Annotated in this window: 38 protein-coding genes; 22 read left to right on the top strand and 16 right to left on the bottom strand. The window is 59.1% G+C overall.

The features are described from left to right. The 15 genes from B3873_RS04845 to B3873_RS04775 form a co-directional block, all read right to left on the bottom strand. Positions 1–181, bottom strand: a 181-nt coding sequence (locus tag B3873_RS04845) for a hypothetical protein (RefSeq protein ID WP_286864340.1), incomplete at its 3' end; no start/stop codon positions are given. Continuing rightward, positions 178–342, bottom strand: a complete 165-nt coding sequence (locus tag B3873_RS04840) for a hypothetical protein (protein ID WP_286864339.1) — start codon at positions 340–342, stop codon at positions 178–180. The genes B3873_RS04840 and B3873_RS04845, both read right to left, overlap by 4 nt. A 287-nt stretch (positions 343–629) precedes the next feature. Further along, the gene (locus B3873_RS04835; protein WP_286864338.1) at positions 630–1,148 is read right to left on the bottom strand and encodes a hypothetical protein; all 519 of its coding nucleotides are present in this window, start codon (positions 1,146–1,148) and stop codon (positions 630–632) included. Further along, positions 1,141–1,362, bottom strand: a complete 222-nt coding sequence (locus B3873_RS04830) for a hypothetical protein (protein WP_286864337.1) — start codon at positions 1,360–1,362, stop codon at positions 1,141–1,143. The genes B3873_RS04835 and B3873_RS04830 overlap by 8 nt, the downstream gene beginning before the upstream one ends. Then, a complete protein-coding gene (locus B3873_RS04825) occupies positions 1,353–2,123 on the bottom strand; it encodes a lambda exonuclease family protein (RefSeq protein WP_286864336.1) in 771 nt (256 codons plus the stop codon). The genes B3873_RS04830 and B3873_RS04825 overlap by 10 nt, the downstream gene beginning before the upstream one ends. A gap of 7 nt (positions 2,124–2,130) precedes the next feature. Next, positions 2,131–3,006: a recombinase RecT gene (locus B3873_RS04820; RefSeq protein WP_286864335.1), complete on the bottom strand. Its 876-nt coding sequence runs from the start codon at positions 3,004–3,006 to the stop codon at positions 2,131–2,133. Next, on the bottom strand, positions 3,003–3,179 hold the full coding sequence (locus tag B3873_RS04815; protein ID WP_286864334.1) for a hypothetical protein: 177 nt from the start codon (positions 3,177–3,179) through the stop codon (positions 3,003–3,005). Before B3873_RS04815 ends, B3873_RS04820 begins: the two co-directional genes overlap by 4 nt. Then, the gene (locus B3873_RS04810; RefSeq protein WP_286864332.1) at positions 3,176–3,388 is read right to left on the bottom strand and encodes a hypothetical protein; all 213 of its coding nucleotides are present in this window, start codon (positions 3,386–3,388) and stop codon (positions 3,176–3,178) included. The genes B3873_RS04815 and B3873_RS04810 overlap by 4 nt, the downstream gene beginning before the upstream one ends. Then, positions 3,388–3,576 carry a hypothetical protein gene (locus tag B3873_RS04805; protein ID WP_286864331.1) on the bottom strand — a complete coding sequence of 63 codons (189 nt, stop codon included), beginning with the start codon at positions 3,574–3,576 and terminating at the stop codon, positions 3,388–3,390. The genes B3873_RS04810 and B3873_RS04805 overlap by 1 nt, the downstream gene beginning before the upstream one ends. A gap of 128 nt (positions 3,577–3,704) precedes the next feature. After that, positions 3,705–3,845 (bottom strand): hypothetical protein, encoded by a 141-nt coding sequence (locus tag B3873_RS04800; RefSeq protein ID WP_286864330.1) that lies wholly within the window; start codon positions 3,843–3,845, stop codon positions 3,705–3,707. Positions 3,846–3,948: 103 nt separating this feature from the next. Then, complete coding sequence (locus tag B3873_RS04795) at positions 3,949–4,230, bottom strand: hypothetical protein (protein WP_286864329.1); 282 nt, start codon at positions 4,228–4,230, stop codon at positions 3,949–3,951. 30 nt (positions 4,231–4,260) lie between these two features. Then, positions 4,261–4,572 (bottom strand): hypothetical protein, encoded by a 312-nt coding sequence (locus tag B3873_RS04790; RefSeq protein WP_286864328.1) that lies wholly within the window; start codon positions 4,570–4,572, stop codon positions 4,261–4,263. A 160-nt stretch (positions 4,573–4,732) separates the two neighbouring features. Continuing rightward, entirely contained in the window at positions 4,733–5,260 is a 528-nt protein-coding gene (locus tag B3873_RS04785) for a hypothetical protein (protein WP_286864327.1), read from the bottom strand. Position 5,261: 1 nt separating this feature from the next. After that, complete coding sequence (locus B3873_RS04780; protein ID WP_286864326.1) at positions 5,262–5,879, bottom strand: hypothetical protein; 618 nt, start codon at positions 5,877–5,879, stop codon at positions 5,262–5,264. A gap of 13 nt (positions 5,880–5,892) precedes the next feature. Further along, on the bottom strand, positions 5,893–6,600 hold the full coding sequence (locus tag B3873_RS04775; protein ID WP_286864324.1) for a S24 family peptidase: 708 nt from the start codon (positions 6,598–6,600) through the stop codon (positions 5,893–5,895). Positions 6,601–6,694: 94 nt separating this feature from the next. On the opposite strand from B3873_RS04775, the gene B3873_RS04770 reads away from it, so the two are divergent. After that, on the top strand, positions 6,695–6,922 hold the full coding sequence (locus B3873_RS04770; protein ID WP_286864323.1) for a transcriptional regulator: 228 nt from the start codon (positions 6,695–6,697) through the stop codon (positions 6,920–6,922). 13 nt (positions 6,923–6,935) lie between these two features. Here the strand turns inward: B3873_RS04770 and B3873_RS04765 are convergent, their stop codons facing one another. Further along, on the bottom strand, positions 6,936–7,130 hold the full coding sequence (locus B3873_RS04765) for a hypothetical protein (protein WP_286864322.1): 195 nt from the start codon (positions 7,128–7,130) through the stop codon (positions 6,936–6,938). Positions 7,131–7,218: 88 nt separating this feature from the next. On the opposite strand from B3873_RS04765, the gene B3873_RS04760 reads away from it, so the two are divergent. From B3873_RS04760 to B3873_RS04660, 21 genes are all read left to right on the top strand, one after another. Next, entirely contained in the window at positions 7,219–7,755 is a 537-nt protein-coding gene (locus B3873_RS04760; RefSeq protein WP_286864321.1) for a phage regulatory CII family protein, read from the top strand. Then, positions 7,752–8,219, top strand: a complete 468-nt coding sequence (locus tag B3873_RS04755) for a hypothetical protein (RefSeq protein WP_286864320.1) — start codon at positions 7,752–7,754, stop codon at positions 8,217–8,219. Before B3873_RS04760 ends, B3873_RS04755 begins: the two co-directional genes overlap by 4 nt. Beyond that, positions 8,219–8,920: a conserved phage C-terminal domain-containing protein gene (locus B3873_RS04750; protein ID WP_286864319.1), complete on the top strand. Its 702-nt coding sequence runs from the start codon at positions 8,219–8,221 to the stop codon at positions 8,918–8,920. Before B3873_RS04755 ends, B3873_RS04750 begins: the two co-directional genes overlap by 1 nt. Next, positions 8,920–9,276, top strand: a complete 357-nt coding sequence (locus tag B3873_RS04745) for a hypothetical protein (protein WP_286864318.1) — start codon at positions 8,920–8,922, stop codon at positions 9,274–9,276. Before B3873_RS04750 ends, B3873_RS04745 begins: the two co-directional genes overlap by 1 nt. Further along, positions 9,216–10,178: a DnaB-like helicase C-terminal domain-containing protein gene (locus B3873_RS04740; protein ID WP_286864317.1), complete on the top strand. Its 963-nt coding sequence runs from the start codon at positions 9,216–9,218 to the stop codon at positions 10,176–10,178. The genes B3873_RS04745 and B3873_RS04740 overlap by 61 nt, the downstream gene beginning before the upstream one ends. Positions 10,179–10,209: 31 nt before the next feature. Beyond that, the gene (locus B3873_RS04735) at positions 10,210–10,521 is read left to right on the top strand and encodes a hypothetical protein (protein ID WP_286864316.1); all 312 of its coding nucleotides are present in this window, start codon (positions 10,210–10,212) and stop codon (positions 10,519–10,521) included. Continuing rightward, entirely contained in the window at positions 10,518–11,006 is a 489-nt protein-coding gene (locus B3873_RS04730; RefSeq protein ID WP_286864315.1) for a hypothetical protein, read from the top strand. The genes B3873_RS04735 and B3873_RS04730 overlap by 4 nt, the downstream gene beginning before the upstream one ends. Further along, entirely contained in the window at positions 11,003–11,227 is a 225-nt protein-coding gene (locus B3873_RS04725; protein ID WP_286864314.1) for a hypothetical protein, read from the top strand. Before B3873_RS04730 ends, B3873_RS04725 begins: the two co-directional genes overlap by 4 nt. Then, positions 11,224–11,568 (top strand): hypothetical protein, encoded by a 345-nt coding sequence (locus tag B3873_RS04720; protein ID WP_286864313.1) that lies wholly within the window; start codon positions 11,224–11,226, stop codon positions 11,566–11,568. The genes B3873_RS04725 and B3873_RS04720 overlap by 4 nt, the downstream gene beginning before the upstream one ends. Positions 11,569–11,653: 85 nt before the next feature. Beyond that, a complete protein-coding gene (locus tag B3873_RS04715) occupies positions 11,654–11,827 on the top strand; it encodes a hypothetical protein (protein WP_286864312.1) in 174 nt (57 codons plus the stop codon). Positions 11,828–11,960: 133 nt separating this feature from the next. Further along, positions 11,961–12,371, top strand: coding sequence for a hypothetical protein (locus B3873_RS04710; RefSeq protein ID WP_286864311.1), 411 nt, complete (start codon positions 11,961–11,963; stop codon positions 12,369–12,371). Further along, complete coding sequence (locus B3873_RS04705; RefSeq protein WP_286864310.1) at positions 12,371–12,664, top strand: hypothetical protein; 294 nt, start codon at positions 12,371–12,373, stop codon at positions 12,662–12,664. The genes B3873_RS04710 and B3873_RS04705 overlap by 1 nt, the downstream gene beginning before the upstream one ends. 34 nt (positions 12,665–12,698) lie before the next feature. Further along, on the top strand, positions 12,699–13,040 hold the full coding sequence (locus B3873_RS04700) for a DUF5681 domain-containing protein (protein ID WP_286864308.1): 342 nt from the start codon (positions 12,699–12,701) through the stop codon (positions 13,038–13,040). Further along, on the top strand, positions 12,964–14,406 hold the full coding sequence (locus B3873_RS04695; RefSeq protein WP_286864306.1) for a terminase large subunit domain-containing protein: 1,443 nt from the start codon (positions 12,964–12,966) through the stop codon (positions 14,404–14,406). The genes B3873_RS04700 and B3873_RS04695 overlap by 77 nt, the downstream gene beginning before the upstream one ends. A 9-nt stretch (positions 14,407–14,415) precedes the next feature. Next, the gene (locus tag B3873_RS04690; protein ID WP_286864304.1) at positions 14,416–16,623 is read left to right on the top strand and encodes a portal protein; all 2,208 of its coding nucleotides are present in this window, start codon (positions 14,416–14,418) and stop codon (positions 16,621–16,623) included. Continuing rightward, positions 16,624–16,944: a hypothetical protein gene (locus B3873_RS04685; RefSeq protein ID WP_286864302.1), complete on the top strand. Its 321-nt coding sequence runs from the start codon at positions 16,624–16,626 to the stop codon at positions 16,942–16,944. It begins immediately after the preceding gene. A gap of 2 nt (positions 16,945–16,946) precedes the next feature. Continuing rightward, positions 16,947–19,328, top strand: coding sequence for a putative Ig domain-containing protein (locus tag B3873_RS04680; protein WP_286864300.1), 2,382 nt, complete (start codon positions 16,947–16,949; stop codon positions 19,326–19,328). A 22-nt stretch (positions 19,329–19,350) separates the two neighbouring features. Then, positions 19,351–19,626 (top strand): hypothetical protein, encoded by a 276-nt coding sequence (locus B3873_RS04675; RefSeq protein WP_286864299.1) that lies wholly within the window; start codon positions 19,351–19,353, stop codon positions 19,624–19,626. Positions 19,627–19,671: 45 nt separating this feature from the next. After that, the gene (locus B3873_RS04670; protein ID WP_286864297.1) at positions 19,672–20,466 is read left to right on the top strand and encodes a hypothetical protein; all 795 of its coding nucleotides are present in this window, start codon (positions 19,672–19,674) and stop codon (positions 20,464–20,466) included. 21 nt (positions 20,467–20,487) lie between these two features. Further along, on the top strand, positions 20,488–21,477 hold the full coding sequence (locus B3873_RS04665) for a N4-gp56 family major capsid protein (protein WP_286864295.1): 990 nt from the start codon (positions 20,488–20,490) through the stop codon (positions 21,475–21,477). A 51-nt stretch (positions 21,478–21,528) separates the two neighbouring features. Continuing rightward, positions 21,529–21,830, top strand: a 302-nt coding sequence (locus B3873_RS04660; RefSeq protein WP_286864294.1) for a hypothetical protein, incomplete at its 3' end; no start/stop codon positions are given.

The following is a 21,830-nucleotide window of genomic DNA, read 5'->3' as shown; positions in this document are numbered from 1 at the left end:
CACGCAGCAACGCGATCAATTCCGCTTCCTCCAGCCCTGCTGCGCGCCCTTGTGCAGAGGCTGCGACCAAGTGCTCATTCAGCCGCTTCGACTCGCTGCAACCATCAGAAAAGCCTTGGTCATAGTCACGGTTCACGCTGCCCAGCGATACGGGGTCGGTCCATTGGCGTTCTTGGCTCATTTCTTCACCTCGTTGATCTGAATAGCCGCCACCTTAGCGGCGATCTCCTGCGGCAGTCCCAGCGCAAGCACGCGCTCGCGCATGATGTCCGCACCTTGCTGCAGCCTGAGCTTCACGCCTTCGCGGTTCGCCTGCAGGATCTTTTGCACTTCTGTTGCCATGGGGGCTCCTGGGTTACCAACATCAGAGCGGGCCGGACTTGATTCCGGCTGTCGGACTTATGTGCATATCGGTTCGGTCTACTTGGCTTTACCCAGCGTGAGCCTATGCCCTCTGTCAATGCCTCTTTGTGCATACCCTACTGGCCTCTTTGCGCCCTCGTGTGCGCCAGAACCTCCGTCTACTATTTGCACTCCGCGTGTCCTTCCACGCTGCCGCTCTGATGTTGGTGGTCGACTATTACCGGCGGTCGACCAGCGCGAAGCCAGCGGGGGACTGGCACGGGGGATTACGCTGCCTTGTTGAAGAGGTCTTCGGCCGTCTGCGGTGCCGGCCCATTCAGCTGCATGTTGATGTCCTGCTTCTGCTTGGCGGCCAGCGCGCCGACATCCTTCGGGTCCGGGTGGCAGTTGATGTTGAACTTGATCTGCACGACCGCGCCTTCCATCGGCGTGATCTCGATCTCGCGCACCTTGAAGTCCACCAGCTTGAGGTTGCTCTCGCCGCCCAGGCCATGGTCGACCACAGCGGTGTAGCCCTCGCTCTCGTAGTCCCAGCTGAACGGACCCATGCGCGGATGCTTGATCATGCACAGCGAGTCGGGATCAGTGGCCAGGTCGGCGCGCTCTTCTTCGGTCGGAGTGCGGTACATCGATTCCAGCAGGCCAGCGCCGAACGCCTTCAAGATGGTGTTTGGCAGAACGGCTTGGCAAGTCAGGACGACGCCGAGCTTCAGCTCTTGGCCATGGTTTTCCATGGGGGTCGATACTTTGTTCAACTTCACGGGTTGCGCGACGAACTCAAACATGGGTGATGCTCCTTTCTGTGTATGCGAGATACGGCTTGCGGATCAGGTCATGGCAGCGTTTTTGCGCCACCGGGTTGGTGTCTACCTCGGCGCGGCTTTCAACGTCGCACAGGGCTCTTACAACGCGCGTAGCCGTATGCTCGTCGGGTACGCGCAGAAACTGCTGGAACTGCTCTTCTCGGCAGCGCAAAGCGAGCCATGTGCTCAGGCGCATACGTCCTCCCGCAACTTGCGCTCGCACTCGTCCACCAGGTCCTTGAACTCCATCAGGTCAGCTTCCAGCGCCTCGATGTATGCCTCGTCGCGCTCGACACGGCGACGCCACAGCTGCTTGCCGATGGGTGCCAGCGCCGGGCAGTACATGCAGAAGTCCCACCACTTGCGGCCTGTCAACCAGAGGCAGCCCATCACCTGATCAACGTACTTGCTCCAGTCATCACCGAACCAGATGCGGCGGATTTCCTCGGGCGAGATGAGGCACTTGTACTCAGCACCGCCGTCTTCACCGATCAGACCGTCAGCGCTGCCGCCAAAGATGCGGTCATCGGTGGCCACGAAGCCGCACGCCTCAACCAGCAGGCCAGTCTGTACCTCGTGCTCCATGCGTGCCTCGGGCTCCATCTCATGGCCGCGGCGCATGGCATAGGTCTCGAAACCTTCGTCCAGTGGCGCGCCGCTGATGCGCTCGACGGCGAGGCGGAATGCGTAATCCTTGGCTGCGTCGGAGTAGTCGCCGACCTTTTCCCCGTCGAGGGCGCGCTGGATGGCTTCGGCCTTGGGCGCTGCCTTGTAGCCAGCGATGGACATGGCCTCTTTTTGCGACTGCCCGCGCAGGATGGCATTGACGTAATCCTGCTGGCGCTCATCCAGGCAATTCACCTTCGTGCGCGCCACGCGGAACATGCTGGCGGTGATAACGCCAGCACGCGCCGCATGCCATTCCTGTGTGCCTTGTTCGCAGTTGTAGATCAGCATGGCAGGCTTACTCAGGAACGTAGTCGCCGTCGCCGGCCTGCTGCTTGGCCTCGGCCTCATCCATCGCAGCCACAAAATCAACATCAGCGACTTCCTGCTGCTGGGCGGCCGGCTTGTTCTCCACGGTGCGCGCAGCATCAGCGGCCTGTGCCTTACGCTTGAGCGCATCATGCTCACCGGCCAGCGCCTTGCGGTTTTCCTTGCTGGTGTTCTGGAAGAACTGCTGATACGCAGCCACGCCTTGTTCGGCGGCGGCATTGGCTTGTTCCAGAAGTGCCGGTGATGCGCCGTCATTGCCGATGGCGGCAGTTTGACGCTGTGCGACATCAGCTCGGCCCATGTCGCGCTCTTTGTGGATGTCCATCGCTTCTTCCGCGATAGACAAGCCCTTGAGAACATCAGGGAACTGATCGCGCAGCGCAAAGCTGCGAGCACGCATCTGCAGCATGCGGTCAGGGTATTGCGTCCAGGGGCCTGACTTCTTGTACAGGCCGGCAGTCTTTGCATCCTCGACGGAGAATTCAGACACGACATCGGTGCGCCCTTTGCGCTTGGCGATGCAGACGGCCTTTTTCTTGTCGCCCGTGCCTTCGTATGTCTCGATCACATCTTCGTAGTGTGGGGATGCCTTGACCAGGGCCAGGGCAGCATCGCCCCAAATGGAGGGCCGGCCGTTGATGACTGCGATGTTTTGCATGGCCTGCATCGGCTTCAAGCCGATTTCCATGCCCCACTGGATAGCCACCAGCACGTTGCCGGGCTTGCCCATGAAATCCTTGGGCACGATGGTGGAATCTGCCAGCATGTGTGCGAACTCCATGGCTTCACCCAAGGTGCGCGGCGTCAGATCAAATACGGGGCCGGTGGCGATTTCGTTGCTCATTTCTTCTCCAGATGTTGAACAGGCTGGCCGAACTCGGCGGCCGGGAATTTGTTGATGATTCGACGCTTCATCTGCAGTTCGGCGGCGCGCTGGGCGCTGTCGTCTGCTGCTGTCATCAGTACCTGCACGCCGAAGCACAGGCAGAGCAGGGCGGCGGCTATTGGCTGGCTCATAGCGGCTCCGTCAAACGGACTTTTCGCGCTTCCCACTCTGCATCCGTCAGCATGGGATAGGTGCCGCGCCAAACGATGAAATCCGGAATGGTCATGGATGCAACTTGGCTCAACATTTCATCCCAGTTCACGCCACCGGTGTGCTTCTCACCTTCACGCACGTTGAACTTGCCTTCAGGGCCGTCGATTTCAATGATGATCTGGCGCATCACAGACCTCCGCCGAAGGCAGTGTTGTCAAGCCCACGGAAGTGATGGCGATCCATCTTGAACTTACGACCATGAAGGTCGTGGTTCGCTGCAGTGCGGCCACCGTAACGCCCCTCACGCTTGTTGCGCGACCGAACCAGCGAGCCGCCGAGCGTGATCCAGCATTCGTCGGTGCCTTCCTGATTCACAGGGTTGCCTGGATGCACACATACGCTACAAGGTGGCGAGATATGGCAGGAGCATCCTCGTTCGCTGAGTAGGTCTTGGTAGTCAGCGCGTTCTGCCCGCGCTTCAGCAGTCAAGATTCGATAGGCCATCACACAGCCCTCCAGCAAGCCGCCGGCCGCGCCGACGTAGGACGAACAGGGCTCAGCGGCTCGGTCAGCGTCAGGCCGATATACAGCGCCAGCGCAAAGCCGACGATCAGGCCGAGCAGGAATGCCAGGAACGTCTTCATGCGACCCCCAGCAGGTGCAGGATGAACTCAGCGCCGGCCGACAGCAGCCAGTCGCACGTCGAATAGATCGCCAGCGCTCCGGCGATGTAGAGGGGCTGGAGCATCATGGCTGGGCTCCTGCGGCGGCGAGGGCGGCGTCAATCTCAATGATCCCCGGCAGCTTGTAGTCGAACGGGATCATCTTCCGCGCCGTCTGCAGCGCTTTCACAAGCGCCTCATGGCTGTTCACGCAGCGGACGATGTGGGCGGCGTTCTCCCGATGGTTGAAACGGTTGATGCTTTGATGAGTCAGCGTGTCAGCCAACAACGATTCAACGCCATCAACAATTGCTGCTACATCGCCATCATCAGTAACGTGCCACGGCGTCGAAGTGTGCTTGTTCATGTTCTTTCCTATCTCTATGCGTGGTGGTGGTCAGGCCCCGATCCCCAGCGCATCCAAGCGCTGCAGGTCATCGCCGAACATCACGTCCAGCGCGCGGGATTGAGCTTCTTCATGACCAGCGCCGTCTTCATTGACCAGCGCGGTCCAGCTGCGAAAATCGGCATGAGAAAAGAAGTCGCTGATGTCGATCAGCGTGCCGGTGAGCGCGACTTGTTCAACGGTGAACGTGCGCTCCAGCGGGCAGAAGCTGCCGTACAGGTCGAGGTGGTGATTGCACTTTTCGACGGCAGAGCGCAGGAACATCAGGCTCTGGTCAATCTGTGGTTGGGCAGGAATCGACATCGCTTTTTCTCCATCGGTTGTTTGCTGCGATGGAGGTACTTTAGCAAATAGCTAAAGCAAGCGTCAACAATAATTTGCGCTAAAAGCTAAATATTTTTAGCTTGTGCTTTTAGCTGACGAAAAAAAACCGCCGGGCGGCGGTCCAGATCGCTGAACTTGTTTATCTCTTTATGAACCCGTTTGCAATCCAAGCAATTCCACGGAAAATCATGAACAGTATGCAAAATGACAAAGCGGCGCCCCCAAAAGCCTTTGTCACCCTGGTAAGCAAATCGAAAATACGCGTTTTGATCGGTGGGGGTGGATATTGATCCACTTCGAGGGATGAGGCGTATTTGTCCATATATTCAGTAACTTCTTGGCTGTATGGGGTATTCACATGCCAAGATTTTTTATCTTCCGAATATGCGAATGGAATGCCTCTCATTTTTCCGTCATCAGAAGGGTATTGCTCAAAACAAAGAACCCTGTTGTAGCCGATAGTGGCAGAAGAAGAACCAATCCACTTCCGATAATCTGAAGAGCGGCATTCAGCGATTTCTTTTGGCGGGATAAGAGGCGCCCTGACCAACAAATACTGGGTCAAATTATCCTGCGAAAAAAAGAGAGAAACGCCGACTGCAGCTGAAAAAATTAGGTTTGTGGCCTTTCCGATGCGATGGAATCCTTCGCGAATATCAATGGCCATATCACCTGCTCACACAGTTGACCTGGTTGCCGATGGTCGTGCAATTCGTGGTGCTGGCTGCCGGCGCCGGTAGCGGCATCATGTAGGGCGCAGGCATGGGCGCAGGCGCGGGTTTGTTCAGCTGGCTCTGGAGCTGCATCAGCAGCACCTGGCGCTTGTTGGCCGCGTCCTGAGCCATTGCCGTCGATTCCATGGCGCTCAAGTCCTTGCGCAGCGCGTCGGTGATCTGCTGGCGCCGCTGCGCAAACTCGCCGTAGGTCAGCTGGCCGCCATAGAGCTGGCTGATAGCTGTCGTTGTCATGGAGGATGACATGGCGAACAGGTTACGAACTGCAGGATGCATGTCCTTGCGATTCACCTCATCCTGGCGCAGGCATGCTTGCCGGTCGTTTGCCCAGCTCAGGATCAGGGGCTTTTCTGCTTCGGAGGGGCGCTCTATGCTGGCCAGCATGGCCACGGTCTGCTCATCGGCGCCGATCAAGGACATCTTCGACCGCAACGGATCGTATGAGGTCTTGGCATTGATCGCCGCGACGCATTGCATCAATGGGTCCTGTTTGGTGGTTGCGCACCCAGCCAAGCTGCCGGCCACAAGCGCGGTGATCAGAATTCGTTTCATGGTCCCTCCCTGGTTAGAATCGCTCGCGCTGAAGCAGCACGACGCGGCCAATTACAACGCATGTCCCCTGTGAGCATTCCTGCCGGTGGTAGCGCTTCTGGTCCGGGTTGTCAGAGACGAGGAACCAGCGGCCATAGTCGCGCACCATCCGCTTGATGATGTCCTCGCCGTCATAGTTGATCGCATACGTCTCACCGTCGCGCGGCGTCGTGTCAAGCGTATTGATGACCACGGTATCGCCGTCCGACATAGTCGGTTCCATGCTTTCGCCCTTGACGCTGACAGCGATCAAGTGCTCTGCCGAATATCCCTTTTTCGTCAGCCATTCCCGACGGAAAGTGATCGGCCGCCCGTCGTCATAGTCAGGAATGGATACGAATCCCGTAATGCCTGCAGAAAGTTTGAGCTTCACCTTTTTGATTTCCACAAAATCGGGGTCATCAGGGTCATGCTCAATCACTGGCGTGTAGCTGCGCGGCAACGGTCCTGCATGGTCCGTGTCCATCCACCCCTGAATCTCCCCAATGGCCTCTTCTATTTTTCTGGCCACGGCATCGCCCATGGTGCGCTCGGTGCCCGTGGAACTTTGTTTTTGGCGAGTTTTTATCTGGCTGATGTATGCGCTGGATATGTCAGCCTTTTTTGCCAGGGCAGACGCAGATCCCGCTCGCGCAATGGCGATCAGCAGATTTTCCCGGCGTATTTCGTCAATTGTTTTCATCCGGGCATTAAATAGCATAACGCTAAAAAAATACATGCGCTGAAAGCTGCATAGCTACTTGCAAAGTTTTAGCAAATAGCTATACACTCAGTACATGGACCTCAAAACTTACCTCTCTCAGAAACATGGCCTCATGGCGCAGCTCTGCCGTGAGATTGGCGCCCATGCGCCTGATGTCAGCCGCTGGGCAAGCGGCCATCGCCCTATCCCGATTGAATACGCCGCACCCATCGAGAAAGCGACGCAAGGCCAAGTGACCCGCCAGGAAATGTTCCCGGAGAAGTGGCAAATCATCTGGCCCGAGCTGGTGGAGCAGCAATGAGCCAGACCCTGGCTCACCGGTGCGCCACGCGCTCGACCATCGTGCGCAGCAGCCTGCCGTCTTCGCCCAGCTTCTTGATGGCATCGGCCATTTCGAGCTGGCGCTCGGCCATGTCCAGCAGCGCGCGCTGTGTGCGCCATTCCACTTCGTTCTTCGGGCTGATCGCTTCCAAGTTGGCCCGCAGCAGGGCCGTGGCGGTGAGTTCCATGGTTCGTCCTTTCAATGTGAGTCTGGTTGATCTGGACTTTATGCGCACCGCAGCAAGTGCGCAGCGGAAATAAATCGAGGAATTTCCCATGACCTATCACTACGGCCAGACCAGCCAGCACGACTGCCTTTACACGGCGGCACGTGCCTATCCTGGCGGCATTGAAGCGCTCGCGCAGCGGCTCGGTATGAGCGCCGGCGTGCTGTACAAGAAGCTGAGCCCGGGCGTGACATCGCACTATCCCAGCTTCGAAGAGGCCACCGTCATCATGGATCTTTGCCACAGCGTGAGTGTTCCTGATGCGCTGTCGGCACTGGAAGCGCAGGCTTTCCGCCTCGGAAAGATCTGCATCGACATCCCCACCACGGACGGCGGCGATATCGACGTCGAGGAAATCCAGCGCCTGGTCTTCAAGGCCGTGGCCCAGCTGGGTGACGCCGTCGCCGCTTCCACTGACGCCCTGGTGGACGGCCATCTGACCGAACAGGAAATGCGCACCATCGAACCGAAGCTGCGCGCGCTGGTGCAAACCGCCGTTGGCTGGCTGCAGCGTATGAAGGCCAAATCCAAGTCCGACGCCGGCAAGCTGCTGCACAAGATCATGCGCAAGAAGGAGGCCGCATGAAGAAGCGCAACAAGGCGTACCGTCCTGGCCGCATGGCCGGCGACAACATCAAGCTGAAGATGCAGCCCTGGAAGGTCAAGGCCATCATGGACCCGCTGCTGGCCATCGTGGAGCAGATGGAGCAGGACGGGACTATCGATGTCGCCAGCAACGGCGTGGCCATCTTCAAGGACCAGATTGACGGCCACTGGTATGACTCCGCTGTGGCCATTGCAGGCGTCGTAGAAGCCTTCGAAATCCATGAACGTCGCTTCGGTGTCGACCTGCACCTCGACGGCCTCCGCAAGCTCGGCAAGGCCCTGCAAATCGACATGCCCATCAACGAGCACCAGACCGCCGCCGCGCGCGTCTCGCTCCAACACATCCGCGCAGCTTCCCTGGAAATGACCGCCGGCTATGCCCGCGATCTCATCAAGGATTTCCAGATCAAGGAAGGGCTGGAGCAGGTGAGGGAGGCGGCGTAATGGCACGAATTCGTTCGATCAAGCCGGATTTCTGGACTGACGAGAAGATCGTCGAGCTTTCGATGGAGCAGCGTCTTTTCTTCATCGGCTCATGGAATTTCGCTGATGACTCAGGGAACCTTCAACGCTCGGCCAAAAAACTGAAGATGCAAATCTTCCCGGCCGACGCCATCGACTGCGAACCGATCATTTTGGACCTGATCGCTCACGGATTACTCATTGAGTATGAAGTGAATGGCGAAAAGTACTTGCACATCAAGGGTTTCGATCGACATCAGGTCATCAATCGTCCCTCGAAATCAGGGCTTCCAAAGCCTTCTGAGGAACAAAATCAGTTACCACTCACTGAGTCCTCATTGACGGAAGGGAAGGGAAAGGAAGGGAAAGGAATAAAGACATTGTCGGGCAACTCGCCCGACGTTCTCGCCGTCCTCGACCACCTGAACGAAAAAACCGGGAAAGCCTACCGAGCTGTGGAGGCGAACACGAAGCTGATCGCAGCCAGGTTGCGGGAGTCATCGCTCGACGACTGCATCCGGGTCATCGACCTGAAGGCCGGCGAGTGGCTTGGCGACCCGAAGATGGAGGAATACCTCCGCCCTGCCACGCTCTTCGGAGCCACCAAGTTCGCGCAGTACGTCGGGCAGCTTGGTGGCGTCAATGGCTCTCCGAGCCCGTTCTCGACGGATCACCTCCGCTGATGCGCGGCCATCGACAAGTCGTGCAGCTGCGCCGGGAAGGCTACATGCCCTCGCAGGTTTTCGTCGATCTGGTCGACCAGCCCAGGCCTGTTTTTTCGAAGTACGACGAGCCGGAGAACGGCATCCGTCTTGGCAGCTATCCGCAGATCGAGGTGCTTCGTCGGGAGGTTCACGGCGCGTTGGATCTGCGGTTTTTGGTGGGGCTGGTGGTGCATGTGCACGGCGCCCAGATGGACGACGACATGCTGGACCTGCTGGACCTGATTGCGGCCCAAGAGCCGCGGCACATGGTGGCATGCGCTGGCGACATGCTGATGCAATTTCAAAACGGAAAGTGGGAATCATGGAAATTTTGACGTTGGACAACATCGATTTTTCGGAGTACGAGCAGGAGACGGACCCGAAACAGAAGGTGCGCAGCATCGCCGCGTACACGCAGGAAATCATCGAGGAACTGACCCCGGATCGTGCTGACGCGCCGCGGCATCCGAAGATGCCTTTCGCCAACTTCTGGCTGTACTTTGCCCCGGGCGAGGTGACCGTCTGGGCCGGCTTTAACGGCAGCGGCAAGTCGATGCTGCAGGGCCAGGTCCTGGCAAAGCTTGCCGAGGAAGGCGTCAAGAGCTGCATCGCCAGCGCCGAAATGAAGCCGCGCAAGACTGCCTCCCGGATGATCCGCCAGTGCACCGGCAAGCGCTGGCCGCAGCCGGCCGAAGTGCAGGCATTCGTCGCCAAGACCGAGAAGAGCCTGTACGTGTACGACCAGCAGGGGAACATCGAGGGCAAGAAGCTGCGCGCTGTCATCCGGTACTGCGTCGACAAGCTGGGCATTCAGCATTTCGCGGTCGACTCGCTCATGAAGTGCGTCCGCGGCACCGACGACTACAACGGCCAGAAGGACTTCGTCGACATGCTGACCGTCATTGCCCGCGATCTGAACATCCACATCCACCTGGTGGTGCACCTCAAGAAGGGTGAAGGCGACGAGAAGGTGCCGACCCGCATGGACATCAGCGGCAGCGGCGCGATTTCCGACCTGGTTGACAACGTGCTGATCTGCTGGCGCAACAAGCGCAAGGAGCGCGAGCGTGACGCCGGCAAGCAGGTCAACGAGAACGACGCGGACACGCTGCTGATCTGCGACAAGAGCCGCAACGGCGATTGGGAAGGCCGCATCCCGCTGTGGTTCGATCCGGACTGCCAGAAATTCACCGACTTCAACAAGAACGCGCGCCGCGGCCTGGCGCGCGCACTGTAACCCGCGCCCAGCGCAAACAAAGGAGAAAAAGATGTATCTGAACCAGCCCAATGCCCACATGAACCTGAACCAAGTAGCGTCTCAAGGAGCAATTGTCGGCACTCGCGTGAAGCCGGTTGACCGCGTGTACAACAGTTTCGCGAGCTGCGATGAACTTGCGCAGCGCGTGATTTCTCTCGCTGATGAGATTTGCGGGCCTCAAGCGCTTTTGGCCAAGGATGCCGGGCAGCCGCCGTCCCCTGCTGGCATTGCCAACGAGATGGCGGACTGCGCTGACCGATCCCATGCGTTGGCCCGTGAAGCCATGAGCGCCCTCAACCGGATTGCGGAAGTTTTCAAATGAACATCCTCGCCCTCGACCCCGGCACCACGCAGACCGGATACGTCGTCTACGACGGCCGCAAGGTTCTGGAATGCGGCGTGATGCAAAACGCGGAAATGCTCCAGCGCATCCAGATGGCTACTTCTCCGCGCTTGGCTATCGAAATGATCGCCTCCTACGGCATGGCCGTGGGCAAGGAGGTTTTCGAAACCTGCGTGTGGATTGGCCGATTCAAGCAGGCGTTTCACTCGCCCGAAGCTGTCGAGCTGGTCTATCGCAAAGACGTGAAGTTGCACCTGTGCGGCACGCCGCGTGCGAAAGACCCCAACGTGCGCCAGGCGCTGATCGATATGTTTCCGGCAACTGGTGGCGGCGCTACTCCGCAAATCGGCACCAAGAGCCAGCCGGGCCCGCTCTTTGGAGTTTCCAGCCATGCATGGCCTGCGCTGGGTGTGGCCGTGACTGCTCTGTGGGCAAATCCATTCCGGACCCTGGAGGCAGCATGATTGACCTGCGCAACCCGCCGCCGCCGCTGGTGGTCTTCGCGGATAAGGTGAACGCGGCAGCTGAAGTCGCTTTTCACTCCCGCCAGCCAAAGCCGCCCAGCCTTGCTGCCGTCGCCGCGCACTTCCGCGCCATCGAGCAAGCCCGCATCACCGCCCTGCACCAGCAGGTAGACACCGAACACTGGCACGGCCAGATTTTCAAGCGACTGGAGGAAGCATGAGCGGCACACGCACACTCGTCACCACCGAAGCCATCCACGCGTTTCTGGTGGCGCATCCCGGCAGCACGTTTCAGAAGGTGCAGGACTCCATGCATTGCAGCTTCCCGGTGGCCAAGCGGCTGCTGGATCAGATGCGCCGCGATGGCCTGCTCACCGTGACTCCGAACGGCGGTTTTCACAACAGCTACCCGTTCTGGCCTGCAGAAGCTCCGGACCTGCCACCTCCGCCGACCGTCGCGCAGTCACGCACGCCGCCCGAGTTCAAGCCGCTGGCGCTCGACATGGGCAAGTTCATGCGCCTGTGCCAGGGTGCGCGCAACTCGGTGACGGGAGTCGTCTGATGGACGCCACCGACATCGTCATGGCCATGGCCGCAATCGGCATCGCGTTTGGGTTCGCGGTTTGGGTTACCTGGAGGGGGGAGCCATGAACTACATCATCGTGCGGTTCGTCTTGGCACCGCTGATCCGGCGCGACAAGCGCCTGCGTGCGGCACACCTTCGGCCAGATCGCTGGTACTGGGCGGACCTGCTGGCCTTCCGCCTCGGCTTCATCGTCGATGGGGGAGAAATCGTTCAATTGCCGATGGGCAAGCCATGAAAAACCGGACCCGATTCTTGCGGCTTTGGAGCCGCGAAGAGCGGAAGACTGCCTTACCCATTACCCCGCCAGAAAAACAGCGCCTGGCTCGATCTGACGCGAAACAGGGGCATTCTGAAGTAAAGGAGAAGAAATGAGTAATCCGATTATCTGCGTTGACTTTGATGGAGTCATTCATTCATACAAATCCGGCTGGAAAGGAGTAAGCGTCATTCCTGATGATCCAGTGCCAGGCGCAATTGAATGGATCATGGAACATTTGCCTTGCCCGGACGGTATTTGCGCAATGGCGCCAGAATACAAGGGGCCGGAGGTCGTCATTTATTCCAGCCGTTCCAAGTCATGGTTCGGCCGCCGTGCGATGAAGAAATGGCTTATCAAACACGGGCTGCCGTATCAATACATCACCGAAGGCATTCTGAAGTTTCCGGTCAAAAAACCTGCGGCCTTCTTGACTATTGATGATCGTGCAATTTGCTTTGACGGCACGTTCCCTAATGCTCAGGAAATGATGTCGTTCAAGCCTTGGAACAAGAAAACCTGATGTTGATCCAGGTCAAGGCCACTCCCGTAGACTTCCCGCGATTGATCACCGAATTGATCGCGGGAGGATTCTCGTTCTCGTCCATGGCTGCCTGCACTGGAATTCCGAAGAGTACTATCGAAAGCTGGCGCAATGGCGTTGAACCATCGCATTCAAAAGGCGAGAGTTTTATCAATCTGTGGGCCGCTGTTCACCTGAAACAGCCAAGCGATGCCCCGACCATCAAAACCCCCCGCAAACGCCCGACATATCGGGCGAGCAAGTCAATACAGTTGAGCCTGTTCGATGAGTAACTCGCTAAGGCGAGTTAAACCTCAGAAAAAGGCTATGACCAATCCGAAGATCAAAGAAGCAGGTATCAAGACCCGATTCCAGAAAGGCGTGTCGCCGAACCCTGGCGGGAAGCCTGTTGGATCGCGGAACCGGCTGCAGGGCGACTTTCTCAAGGCTTTGTCTGAGGACTTTGCCGCCCACGGGAAAGCGGCCATTGAGCAGACCCGGAAGCAATCGCCTGCTCAGTATCTGAAGGTGGTGGCCAGCCTGATGCCGAAAGAACTTGAAATCAAGCGACCGTTGGAAGACCTGACAGACGATGACCTCATTGCCGGAATTACAGCCCTCCAAGGCCTTATTGATTCTCAAGGCAATGCAGGCGGAACTCGCCACTAGAAACAGCCAGAACAAGCTGCGCGACTACGTTGCGTATCCGAAGCAGGCCGAGTTTCATGAGGCAGGCAGCAGGTTCCGAGAGCGATTGCTATCGGCCGGTAACCAGCTTGGGAAGACCTGGTCGGCTGGGTTCGAGACGGCGATGCACCTGACGGGGCGTTATCCGGATTGGTGGCAAGGCAGAGTGTTCGAAAAGCCGGTGGCCGGCTGGGTGGCCAGTGAAACGAGTGAAGTTACACGGGACTCTGTGCAGCGCGTGCTGTGCGGCAGGTTCAACGATATCGGCACCGGGGCGATCCCCAAGGATGCCATCAAGGACAAGTCGCTGAAGCGTGGGGTGGCAGACGCCATTGACACGATTGTGGTGCGCCATGGTGGCGGCGGAGATGTGCAGGCCGGTGAAAGCCTGATCGGGTTCAAGTCCTATGACCAGGGCCGCGAGAAGTTCCAGGCCGAGACGCTCGACCTGGTCTGGCTGGATGAAGAGCCAGATGAAGACATCTACATGGAGTGCCTGACCCGGACCAACGCTACGGGTGGGATCAACTACATGACTTTTACCCCGCTCAAGGGGATGACCAATACGGTCAAGCGTTTCATGGTGGACAAGATGCCCGGAACGCACGTGACCAGCATGACCATCTATGACGCGCTCCACTACACCAAGGAGCAGCGCGAGGCGATTATCGCGAGCTACCCGGCGCACGAGCGTGATGCGCGAACGAAGGGTGTTCCGGCGCTTGGGTCTGGTCGCATCTATCCGCTGGCCGATGAGATCGTCGCCGTGGAGCCATTCCAGATTCCATCGCATTGGGCTCAAGTCGGAGGACTCGACTTTGGCTGGGACCACCCTAGCGCCGCCGTGCGGTGCATGTGGGACCGAGACAGTGACGCGTTCTATGTGGTGGATTGCCACCGGCAGCGCGAGCAGACGCCGCAGATGTTCGCCGTGTCCCTCAAGCAGTGGCCTTCCTGGTTGCCTTTCGCGTGGCCGCATGACGGCCTGCAGCATGACAAGGGATCGGGCGAGCAGCTGGCGGACCAGTACCGGAAGGCCGGACTGACCATGATGGCAGAGCGGTCAACGTTCCCAGATGGAACGAACGGTGTTGAGGCTGGGTTGCAGGAGATCCTGGCGCGCATGCAACTGAAGAAGTTCAAGGTCTTTTCGCACCTGTCGGAGTGGTTTGAAGAGTTCAGGCTCTACCACCGCAAGGATGGGAAGGTTGTGAAGCTCGCAGACGACTTGATGTCCGCAACTCGCTATGCATGGATGATGCGCCGCTATGCCATCAGCCAGAAGGAATCGGAATTCGCCAACGCGATCCACCAGCAAGAACCAGACTCAGACGGAATTTATTTCTAAGGCTCATCGATGGCATCTCAAGACGTCCAATATTCAGCGCTCGCTCAGTTGCTTGATAAGCGCCTGTCCGATTGGGACCAGGCCCGCAAGCCGCAGGAGCTGAAGCTGTTGGACTGCTACCAGGACGTGATGCGCATCCCGCGCGACAACGACACCAAGGGTTCGGGCGCGGCCAAGGCCAAGAAGACGGCCGGCCTGTTCATGGGATCGACCCGCAACAAGGTGCGCTCGGCACGCGCCAAGATCAACGACGCGCTGTTCGGCAATGGCAAGTTGCCTTTCGACACGAGCCCGGTGAACGAGGAATTCAAGGTCTTCGCGGACACGATGGAGGACATCCTCACCGAGCAGCTGGAAAAGATGAAGTTCCGCACGATGCTGAAGCAGGGCGTCAATGTGCTGGCCAAGTACGGCACCGGCTTCGTCTTCGGTCCCTTCGTGCGTCGTGAAACGATGAACGAGGTGAGCGTGGAAGTGGTGCAGACCGCCGTCGGCAGCTTCCCGCTGATGCGCGAAACCGAGTACGAATACGACTGCCCGTATTTCGAGCTGGGCAACACGCTGGACGTGTACCCGGATCCTGATGCACGCGAGATCAAGGACGGTCTCGGCTGTTTCTGGGCCAGCATGGAGAGCCCGCACCAGGTGGCATCTTGGCGCGGCAAGCCTGGCTACGTGAACATCGACCAGGCGCTGCAGGGCCCCGGCGACCGTGGCAATGAAACTGGCTCTGACCAGGCGCAGGAGATGCGCGCAAATATCGACTACTGGCGCCGCAATGAGCGCATCAAGGTTGCTCGCTTCTTCGGCAAGATCCCGGCGCACTTGATGCCGGCCGATCCTTCCGAACAGATGGACGGCGAGAGCGAGTTGGAGCCGACCGCAAGCGGCGAGCCTGAGCAGGAAGATACCGGCGAGATGGTTGACGCCATCGTGATCATGGCCGGCGGCGTCGTGGTCAAGGTCGACCCGATGCCCTGGTCGTGCCATTGCGGCACCATGCGCGCGGTCTACGAGGACGAGGAAGAGGAAGTATGGGGCGTCGGCGTGGCCGAAAACAACATGCCTCATCAGAAAATCATCAACGCGGCCGTGCGCCTGTTCATGGAAGGCAAGGGCATGGCACTGCTGGGGACCAAGAGCGTTGACCGCTCCAAGTTCCTGCCTACCGAGGACTTCCGCAAGTTCCCCGGCAAGGTCTACCATTTCAAGCCTGGCCTGACGCCAGATGAGCGGAAGAATGCGCTGATCGACCATGTCGAGCCTGACATCACCCAGGGATGGTTGAGCGTGGTTCAGCTGTCCGAGCAGATGAGCGATGACGACACGGCCATCACCAAATACACCCAGGGTGATGACGCCAGCAATCTGAACAAGACCGCCAGCGGCATCAGCATGATCATGTCAGCGTCTTCGCTGCCGCTCAAGGAGGTGATCCAGAACATCGACACCTGCTGGATCGAGCCGATCATCGAGTGCCTGATTGACTGGAACCTGAAATATCTGGAAGCCGAGACCGTGCGGCGCATCCATGGCGACAAGGCCGCAGAGGTCTGGCAGACCATCAAGAACTTCGGGAAATCCTCCTTCATGGAGTGGAAGGCCACCGGTACGGCCTCTTTCATGCAGAAAGAAGTGCTGACCAACAAGCTGCGCGCCTTCGCTCAGTTCGCCCTTTCCAATCCGCAGACTGCCGCTGTGATCGATGTGCGCGAGCTGGTCGAGCAGATGTGGGATTACATGGAGATCGGCCGGGAAAGCCCTGTTCTGAAGGATGAAGACGGCCAGAACATCCCGCCGCAGGTCAAGGCCCAGATGCAACAGCTCCAGCAGCAGGTGCAGCAGATGGGCCAGGCGCTGCAGAACGCGTCGGCTGAGGTAGACAAGCTGCAGGCACGCAACGAGATCGAGCTCGCCAAGGCGCAGATGCAAAACGAGATCAACGGCTACAAGGCTGAGACCGATCGCCTGAAGCTGATCGTGAGCCTTCTGCCACCACAGATCCAGGCAGCGCTTGCGCTGAACGTCGCGGATCAGGCAGTCGCCAGTCCTGATGTCGCGCCACCAGCTCCGATGCAGATGAGCATGCCCATGGATATGCCGCCGCCCATGCCGATGCCTCAAGAGATGGCGCAGCAGCCGTATTTTGAGCCGCAGCAAGAAATGCAGCCGGATCCGACAGCCCAGCAAATTGACCAACAGCAACCAGGTGCATAAATGAACATCTTCGAAGCCGGCAATGATGCTATCGTCCAACTCGGGATCGATCAGCGCCTGACCGTGCGCGGCGTGCTGAACGAGGTCTATGCCGTGTCCGGCCTTGGCCTGTCGCCTGGCCTCATCGCTACCACGCGCACCGAAACCACCTTTGGCCCGTATGCCACCCCTGGCGTCATCCGACTGCGTGCCAGCGAGCATCGCGGCAGCTACGGCATCACCGACAGCAGCATCACCAAGCTTTTCATCACACCGGCCGCGCCCAACAACAACGACGGCACTGCGGATGGTGAACTCCTCTGGATCCAAACCGCGAGCTAATCATGCCAATTAGCGTTAAAAAAGGCGGTTCATATCAGACTGTACAGGCCATCTACCTGAAGAAGGGCGGCGTGTGGCAGGCGGTGCAGTCTGCTTTCACCAAGGCCAGCGGCGCGTACACGTCGGGATATTCCAGCAACATCGGCCCGTACCAGATCGGCGCTGCGCTGACGCTCGGCGGCCGTTCGTACACGGTCAGCGATGGCGATGACTTCAACGGCTCGCTCGACATCATCACGCCTGCAAAGCCTCTGGGGAAATATGCGCCTGTTCGCACGTACCAGCTGTCTGGCACTGGCCAGGGCACGCGTGCGGCCACTGGCGGCTCCATCCTGCTGAAGGTCTACGATGTCGATCCGTGGCATACCGGATTCAACGACGTGAACCGCGGCAATGCTGTTGCATCATATGCAGATTCCATCGTGCAGGCCGCCGGCCGCCTGAAACTGAAGGCGCGCCGCGCTACATCAGCTGAGAAGCTGACCTATCAGGACACTTCGAATTTGCCTGTGCAGGCCTCGATCATCGACAGTGCCACCGCGCTCTACATGACCGCCCCGTTTTACTTCGAATGCAGCATGGCGCGCCTACAAAATGGTGGTGCGAGCCGTCTTAATGGCTGGCACCCGACTGCATGGCTGTTGCAAGGCAATCTGCTGCACTCGTTCAACGGCCAAGAGATTGACTGGGAAGGGAATGCGAACGGCTTCTATCCCGCAAACTACGTATGGACGAGTGGTTCTGGCGCTACTGCGACGGTCGGCACGACGATTACCGACAACAACAGCGGCGTGCAGCGAAAGTTCGGTATCGAAGTAGCCGCTGACGGCAAGATTTACTTCTGGCTGGATGGAGTTTTGAACGCCACGCAAGGGCCTACTGGCATCAATACGGCGCGGCCGTTCCGCTTCATCATCAGCAGCCACGCCGCTGATTTCCCGGAAGATCCATACAACCAATCGACCTGGGATGCTGCTGGCGACACCGGCGCGGTCTTGGACGTGGATTATGTGATGGTTGCGCGCAGCAGCAGAGGCAACTTTGTCCCACGCTTACCGGCCATCGTGCAGCAGGTGAACTTCGGACAAGCATTTTCCTTTGTGCTGCCTGCTTCCGTGGATCTGTGGGGCACCGATGTCGGCGCAAACGAGTATATCGAAGGCGCTCAGATGGAAGTGAACGAGCCTTCCGGTAACATTAACGGCGGCTGGAATATCCTTCCCACGGGCGTCAGCTACAACAGCGGCACGCGCACCCTGAGCGGAACCGTCAGCGACAAGGCCGGGCAGACCATCATCAACCGCATCGTGAACGTGGCCGGCAGCACTTGCCGCCCGCATCGCATCGTGCTGCAGGTTGGCCCGCGCGCCACCGTGGACCGCATCGCAAACGTCACCGTCGGCCAGGCCTATTCGTTCGACCTGTATGCGGTGTGCGACTGCGGCGCGCTGGTGACGAACAGCTCCGGCCAGCGTGCGAAGACCATCACCGTTTCGGGCCTGCCTGCTGGTCTGAGCTATGACGACAACACCGGTCTGATTACCGGCACCGTGAGCGTTGCCAGCGCAGGGCGCATCACCGTGACCATCACGAACAGCGTTGGCCAGACTGCGACAGCACAGCTGGCATGCGTTGCGCTGACTGCCGGCACAGGTGTGGCAGCTCCGACCCTGACCGGCTCGCCGACCCTGGCCGCTTCGTGGGACCCGGACAATACATCCACGGTCACCCTGAGCAGCACGCAGATTACCAACCTGGCCGGCGCAGACAGCACCGCTCTGGCGCTGGCGAACGGCGGCGGCACTGGCCCGAACCGTGTTCTGGCATCCAGTGGCCGCTATGTGGCCGATTTCCTGGGAAGCTCTTCGCAATACCTGCAGGCGGCATCGGCCAGCATCGGCGGAACGCAAATCGTCATCTTCAGCTCGGCTGGCGCGGCTCTTGGCGCAAACACAGCTGTCTTCTGCGAGGACGACCAAGCATCTGGAACCACGGCAAATCGTCAGCAGATTCTCAAGATTGGCCCTGATGCGAATGGAGGCATTGTCTCCCGGCGTGCCAGCAGTGCAGCATCGTCCGATGGCCAATCCTTCAAGGGCAACGATACCAACTTGCACTGCGCCATCGGCACGTATGCCAGCGGCTCAGTGCCCGGCACGCTGTATATGGACAGCCCGAATGCCTACGTGAACGCATCTTCTGTTGCGCTGCCATCGACCCTGACGCATACCACACTGGGCGCGCGCCGTGCTTCGAACGCAAATTCGCTGTTCCACACCGGCCAAGTTCACCGCGTCCTGAAGTATTCGGGCGTGCTGACCGCGCAGCAGATCGCGCAGGTGCTGGACTGGGCCAACCTGTATTACGGATCAGCCAAGAGCTAAGAATTCAGCCACTTCGCGGGCCATGCGCGATGACCTTTATGAGGAAGCTGTGGAAAAGAGTGAGGAATTCAAGGCGCTGAGTGCCAGGTTCCAAAAGATCGCACCGAGCATCTCATCTCTGCAAGAAGAGATCGTGGTGATGATCAAGGAGCGCATGGACATCTTGATCGAAAGGAATGATGAAGAGGCGCGCGGCGGCATCAAGGCGCTGCGAGCACTTCTGGATTTACCGCTGCATCTCAAGTCAGAGATGGAGCAGTTGGAAGCCGGACTATCCCAAGGGGACCCGGATTTTTGATGATGAGTGGACTATCGGCACTGCCGACCCATAGGAGCGAGAAATATGTCTGAGTTGACACAGGAACAGCAGGACCAGTTGGCATACCAGAAGGAATACGACGCCGAGATGGAACGGCTCAATGCGGCGGATGCTGCCAAGACAGCGCCCACTACCGCACCGGCCACCGCCCAAGTCGAATTGCCCAAGGAAACGGAACCTCCGAAGGAAGGCGAAGTAGTCGAGCCCCCCAAGGAGGAGGAAAGCGTCGAGCAGTTGCGCGAACGTTTGGCCAAGACCGAAAAGGCGATCAAGGACACCCAAGCATGGGGTACCAAGAACGCCCAGGAACTGGCACAGCTTCGCCGCGAACGCGAACAGCAGCAGCGATTGGCATCGCGCCCTCAGATTCTGGACCAAGCTCCGGAACTTGAGCAGGCGATCCGCCATGTCGTTGGTGATACGGCCAAGCAGAATCCGGCCGAGGAGCAGCACGCTGCATGGTTGGCGCAGGTTGAAAAGGTTCACCCGGGCATTTTCAGTCTGCCGAACGATGACCCGCTGGTGGCCAACTTGAGCAAGAAGATGCAAGAGATGGGCGAATCCTGGAATGACCCGCTGGAGGTTATCCGTGTCGTCACAGAAGAAAAACTGGCTTTGAAAGAGCGGCAGGTTGGGCAGCGGTTTGCACAAGCGGCTGCCCAGCAGGCAAAGAAATCAGCGATGTCCGTCCCTGGCGCATCGTCTTCCGGCACTACCCAACGGGCGCCAGAAGATGACGTGAAAAAGGAGGTCGATCGCATGTGGAACATGTCCGACGCCGAGTTCGCCAAGATGGCGCAAAAGGTGAAGGGTTTTTAAGATTTTTGATAGGAGTTCATCATGGCAAATACCACCCTGAGCACCCTGCCGCCTGGCGTGCAGGCTTTCTATGACCGCAATCTGCTGATGCGCGCACAGCCGTCGGAAGTGCATGGCCGCTTCGGCCAACTGCGCCCCATCGCCCAGCGAAACGGCAACCAGATCAAGTTCCGCCGCTACTCGCAGCTGGCTCCGGCTTCCACGCCGCTGGTTGAAGGCGTCACCCCGTCGGGCTCGTCCCTGACCGTCACCGACCTGCTGGCCACGCTGGCCCAGTACGGCGACTACGTGACCCTGACCGACATGGTTTCCATGACCAACCAGGACGCCGTGGTGACCGAAGCAACCGATGTGCTGGGTGACCAGGCCGGCACCACCATCGATCAAGCGCGCCGCGACGTGCTGGTGGCAGGTACCAACGCGGCTTACGCCAACCTGGTGGCCAACCGCGCAGCCGTGAACAACAAGATCCAAGCGGCCGACCTGGACCGTGTGATCCGCTTCCTGAAGGTGCAGAACGCCAAGTTCGTCAAGAACATGATTCTGCCCACCGACAAGATCGGCACCGCATCCGTCCGCAAGGGCTTCATTGCCCTGGTGCATCCGGATGTGGAATTCGATCTGGAGCAGATCACCGGCTACCGTTCCGTGTCCGACTACGGCAGCCAGGAAGGCGTGCTGGAAGACGAAATCGGCGCCTACAAGAACATCCGCTTCATCTCGTCCACCAACTGCAAGATCTTCCCGGGCGCTGGCGCTTCTGGCACCACCACCTACAAGAACAACGGTTCCAACTACGACGTGTACGTGACCCTGTTCATCGCTGACAACGCCTACGGCGTCTGCCCACTGTCGGGCCAGGCACTGAACACCTACGTCAAGCAACTGGGCTCGGCCGGCACTGCCGACCCGCTGGAACAACGCTCGACTGTGGGCTGGAAGGCGACCACCACCACCAAGATCCTGAACGACTCCTGGATGATCCGTCTGGAATCGGCAGCTTCCCTGTAATCAGGCCGGCCCGGTTCGCCGGGCCAGTCATCTCATCTTCAAGGAGAAATCATGGCTGTCACTACCAACACCCAATCGGCGAGCCAGGTCCGCAATCACGCGGTCGGCCAGCTCGTGACGGATGCAGGCGCCGCAGCTGCGCTGACCATCACCCTGGGCTTCGTCCCGCGCGTCGTGCGCTTCCACAACCTGACCGATCGGATCAGCGAGGAATGGTTCGAAGGCATGGCCGCAGCATCGTCGCTGCACACCGTCGCCGCCGGCACCCGCACGCTGGAAACCACCAACGGCATCACCGTCACGTCCAACGGCTTCACCGTCAACGCGACCACGATGGTGGCTTCCAAGTCGTT

Origin of the sequence: Herbaspirillum sp. UBA812, assembly GCF_002296545.1 — a bacterium.
Taxonomy (GTDB): domain Bacteria; phylum Pseudomonadota; class Gammaproteobacteria; order Burkholderiales; family Burkholderiaceae_D; genus Herbaspirillum; species Herbaspirillum huttiense.
The sequence above is the reverse complement of the archived record's forward strand: the minus strand, read 5'-3'. Positions and strand labels throughout refer to the sequence as shown.

What these genes read in the sequence shown, in the direction of transcription:
- B3873_RS04680 (WP_286864300.1), top strand. Translation starts at nt 16,947, where the DNA reads ATGCCAATTAGCGTTAAAAAAGGCGGTTCATATCAGACTGTACAGGCC.
- B3873_RS04700 (WP_286864308.1), top strand. Translation starts at nt 12,699, where the DNA reads ATGACCAATCCGAAGATCAAAGAAGCAGGTATCAAGACCCGATTCCAG.
- B3873_RS04825 (WP_286864336.1), bottom strand. Translation starts at nt 2,123, where the DNA reads ATGCTGATCTACAACTGCGAACAAGGCACACAGGAATGGCATGCGGCG.
- B3873_RS04735 (WP_286864316.1), top strand. Translation starts at nt 10,210, where the DNA reads ATGTATCTGAACCAGCCCAATGCCCACATGAACCTGAACCAAGTAGCG.
- B3873_RS04675 (WP_286864299.1), top strand. Translation starts at nt 19,351, where the DNA reads ATGCGCGATGACCTTTATGAGGAAGCTGTGGAAAAGAGTGAGGAATTC.
- B3873_RS04695 (WP_286864306.1), top strand. Translation starts at nt 12,964, where the DNA reads ATGACCTCATTGCCGGAATTACAGCCCTCCAAGGCCTTATTGATTCTC.
- B3873_RS04790 (WP_286864328.1), bottom strand. Translation starts at nt 4,572, where the DNA reads ATGTCGATTCCTGCCCAACCACAGATTGACCAGAGCCTGATGTTCCTG.
- B3873_RS04755 (WP_286864320.1), top strand. Translation starts at nt 7,752, where the DNA reads ATGAAGAAGCGCAACAAGGCGTACCGTCCTGGCCGCATGGCCGGCGAC.
- B3873_RS04760 (WP_286864321.1), top strand. Translation starts at nt 7,219, where the DNA reads ATGACCTATCACTACGGCCAGACCAGCCAGCACGACTGCCTTTACACG.
- B3873_RS04750 (WP_286864319.1), top strand. Translation starts at nt 8,219, where the DNA reads ATGGCACGAATTCGTTCGATCAAGCCGGATTTCTGGACTGACGAGAAG.
- B3873_RS04725 (WP_286864314.1), top strand. Translation starts at nt 11,003, where the DNA reads ATGATTGACCTGCGCAACCCGCCGCCGCCGCTGGTGGTCTTCGCGGAT.
- B3873_RS04710 (WP_286864311.1), top strand. Translation starts at nt 11,961, where the DNA reads ATGAGTAATCCGATTATCTGCGTTGACTTTGATGGAGTCATTCATTCA.
- B3873_RS04730 (WP_286864315.1), top strand. Translation starts at nt 10,518, where the DNA reads ATGAACATCCTCGCCCTCGACCCCGGCACCACGCAGACCGGATACGTC.
- B3873_RS04670 (WP_286864297.1), top strand. Translation starts at nt 19,672, where the DNA reads ATGTCTGAGTTGACACAGGAACAGCAGGACCAGTTGGCATACCAGAAG.
- B3873_RS04800 (WP_286864330.1), bottom strand. Translation starts at nt 3,845, where the DNA reads ATGAAGACGTTCCTGGCATTCCTGCTCGGCCTGATCGTCGGCTTTGCG.
- B3873_RS04830 (WP_286864337.1), bottom strand. Translation starts at nt 1,362, where the DNA reads ATGCGCCTGAGCACATGGCTCGCTTTGCGCTGCCGAGAAGAGCAGTTC.
- B3873_RS04820 (WP_286864335.1), bottom strand. Translation starts at nt 3,006, where the DNA reads ATGAGCAACGAAATCGCCACCGGCCCCGTATTTGATCTGACGCCGCGC.
- B3873_RS04685 (WP_286864302.1), top strand. Translation starts at nt 16,624, where the DNA reads ATGAACATCTTCGAAGCCGGCAATGATGCTATCGTCCAACTCGGGATC.
- B3873_RS04780 (WP_286864326.1), bottom strand. Translation starts at nt 5,879, where the DNA reads ATGAAACGAATTCTGATCACCGCGCTTGTGGCCGGCAGCTTGGCTGGG.
- B3873_RS04720 (WP_286864313.1), top strand. Translation starts at nt 11,224, where the DNA reads ATGAGCGGCACACGCACACTCGTCACCACCGAAGCCATCCACGCGTTT.
- B3873_RS04775 (WP_286864324.1), bottom strand. Translation starts at nt 6,600, where the DNA reads ATGAAAACAATTGACGAAATACGCCGGGAAAATCTGCTGATCGCCATT.
- B3873_RS04785 (WP_286864327.1), bottom strand. Translation starts at nt 5,260, where the DNA reads ATGGCCATTGATATTCGCGAAGGATTCCATCGCATCGGAAAGGCCACA.
- B3873_RS04770 (WP_286864323.1), top strand. Translation starts at nt 6,695, where the DNA reads ATGGACCTCAAAACTTACCTCTCTCAGAAACATGGCCTCATGGCGCAG.
- B3873_RS04810 (WP_286864332.1), bottom strand. Translation starts at nt 3,388, where the DNA reads ATGCGCCAGATCATCATTGAAATCGACGGCCCTGAAGGCAAGTTCAAC.
- B3873_RS04715 (WP_286864312.1), top strand. Translation starts at nt 11,654, where the DNA reads ATGAACTACATCATCGTGCGGTTCGTCTTGGCACCGCTGATCCGGCGC.
- B3873_RS04705 (WP_286864310.1), top strand. Translation starts at nt 12,371, where the DNA reads ATGTTGATCCAGGTCAAGGCCACTCCCGTAGACTTCCCGCGATTGATC.
- B3873_RS04665 (WP_286864295.1), top strand. Translation starts at nt 20,488, where the DNA reads ATGGCAAATACCACCCTGAGCACCCTGCCGCCTGGCGTGCAGGCTTTC.
- B3873_RS04690 (WP_286864304.1), top strand. Translation starts at nt 14,416, where the DNA reads ATGGCATCTCAAGACGTCCAATATTCAGCGCTCGCTCAGTTGCTTGAT.
- B3873_RS04840 (WP_286864339.1), bottom strand. Translation starts at nt 342, where the DNA reads ATGGCAACAGAAGTGCAAAAGATCCTGCAGGCGAACCGCGAAGGCGTG.
- B3873_RS04765 (WP_286864322.1), bottom strand. Translation starts at nt 7,130, where the DNA reads ATGGAACTCACCGCCACGGCCCTGCTGCGGGCCAACTTGGAAGCGATC.
- B3873_RS04815 (WP_286864334.1), bottom strand. Translation starts at nt 3,179, where the DNA reads ATGAGCCAGCCAATAGCCGCCGCCCTGCTCTGCCTGTGCTTCGGCGTG.
- B3873_RS04745 (WP_286864318.1), top strand. Translation starts at nt 8,920, where the DNA reads ATGCGCGGCCATCGACAAGTCGTGCAGCTGCGCCGGGAAGGCTACATG.
- B3873_RS04795 (WP_286864329.1), bottom strand. Translation starts at nt 4,230, where the DNA reads ATGAACAAGCACACTTCGACGCCGTGGCACGTTACTGATGATGGCGAT.
- B3873_RS04835 (WP_286864338.1), bottom strand. Translation starts at nt 1,148, where the DNA reads ATGTTTGAGTTCGTCGCGCAACCCGTGAAGTTGAACAAAGTATCGACC.
- B3873_RS04740 (WP_286864317.1), top strand. Translation starts at nt 9,216, where the DNA reads ATGCGCTGGCGACATGCTGATGCAATTTCAAAACGGAAAGTGGGAATC.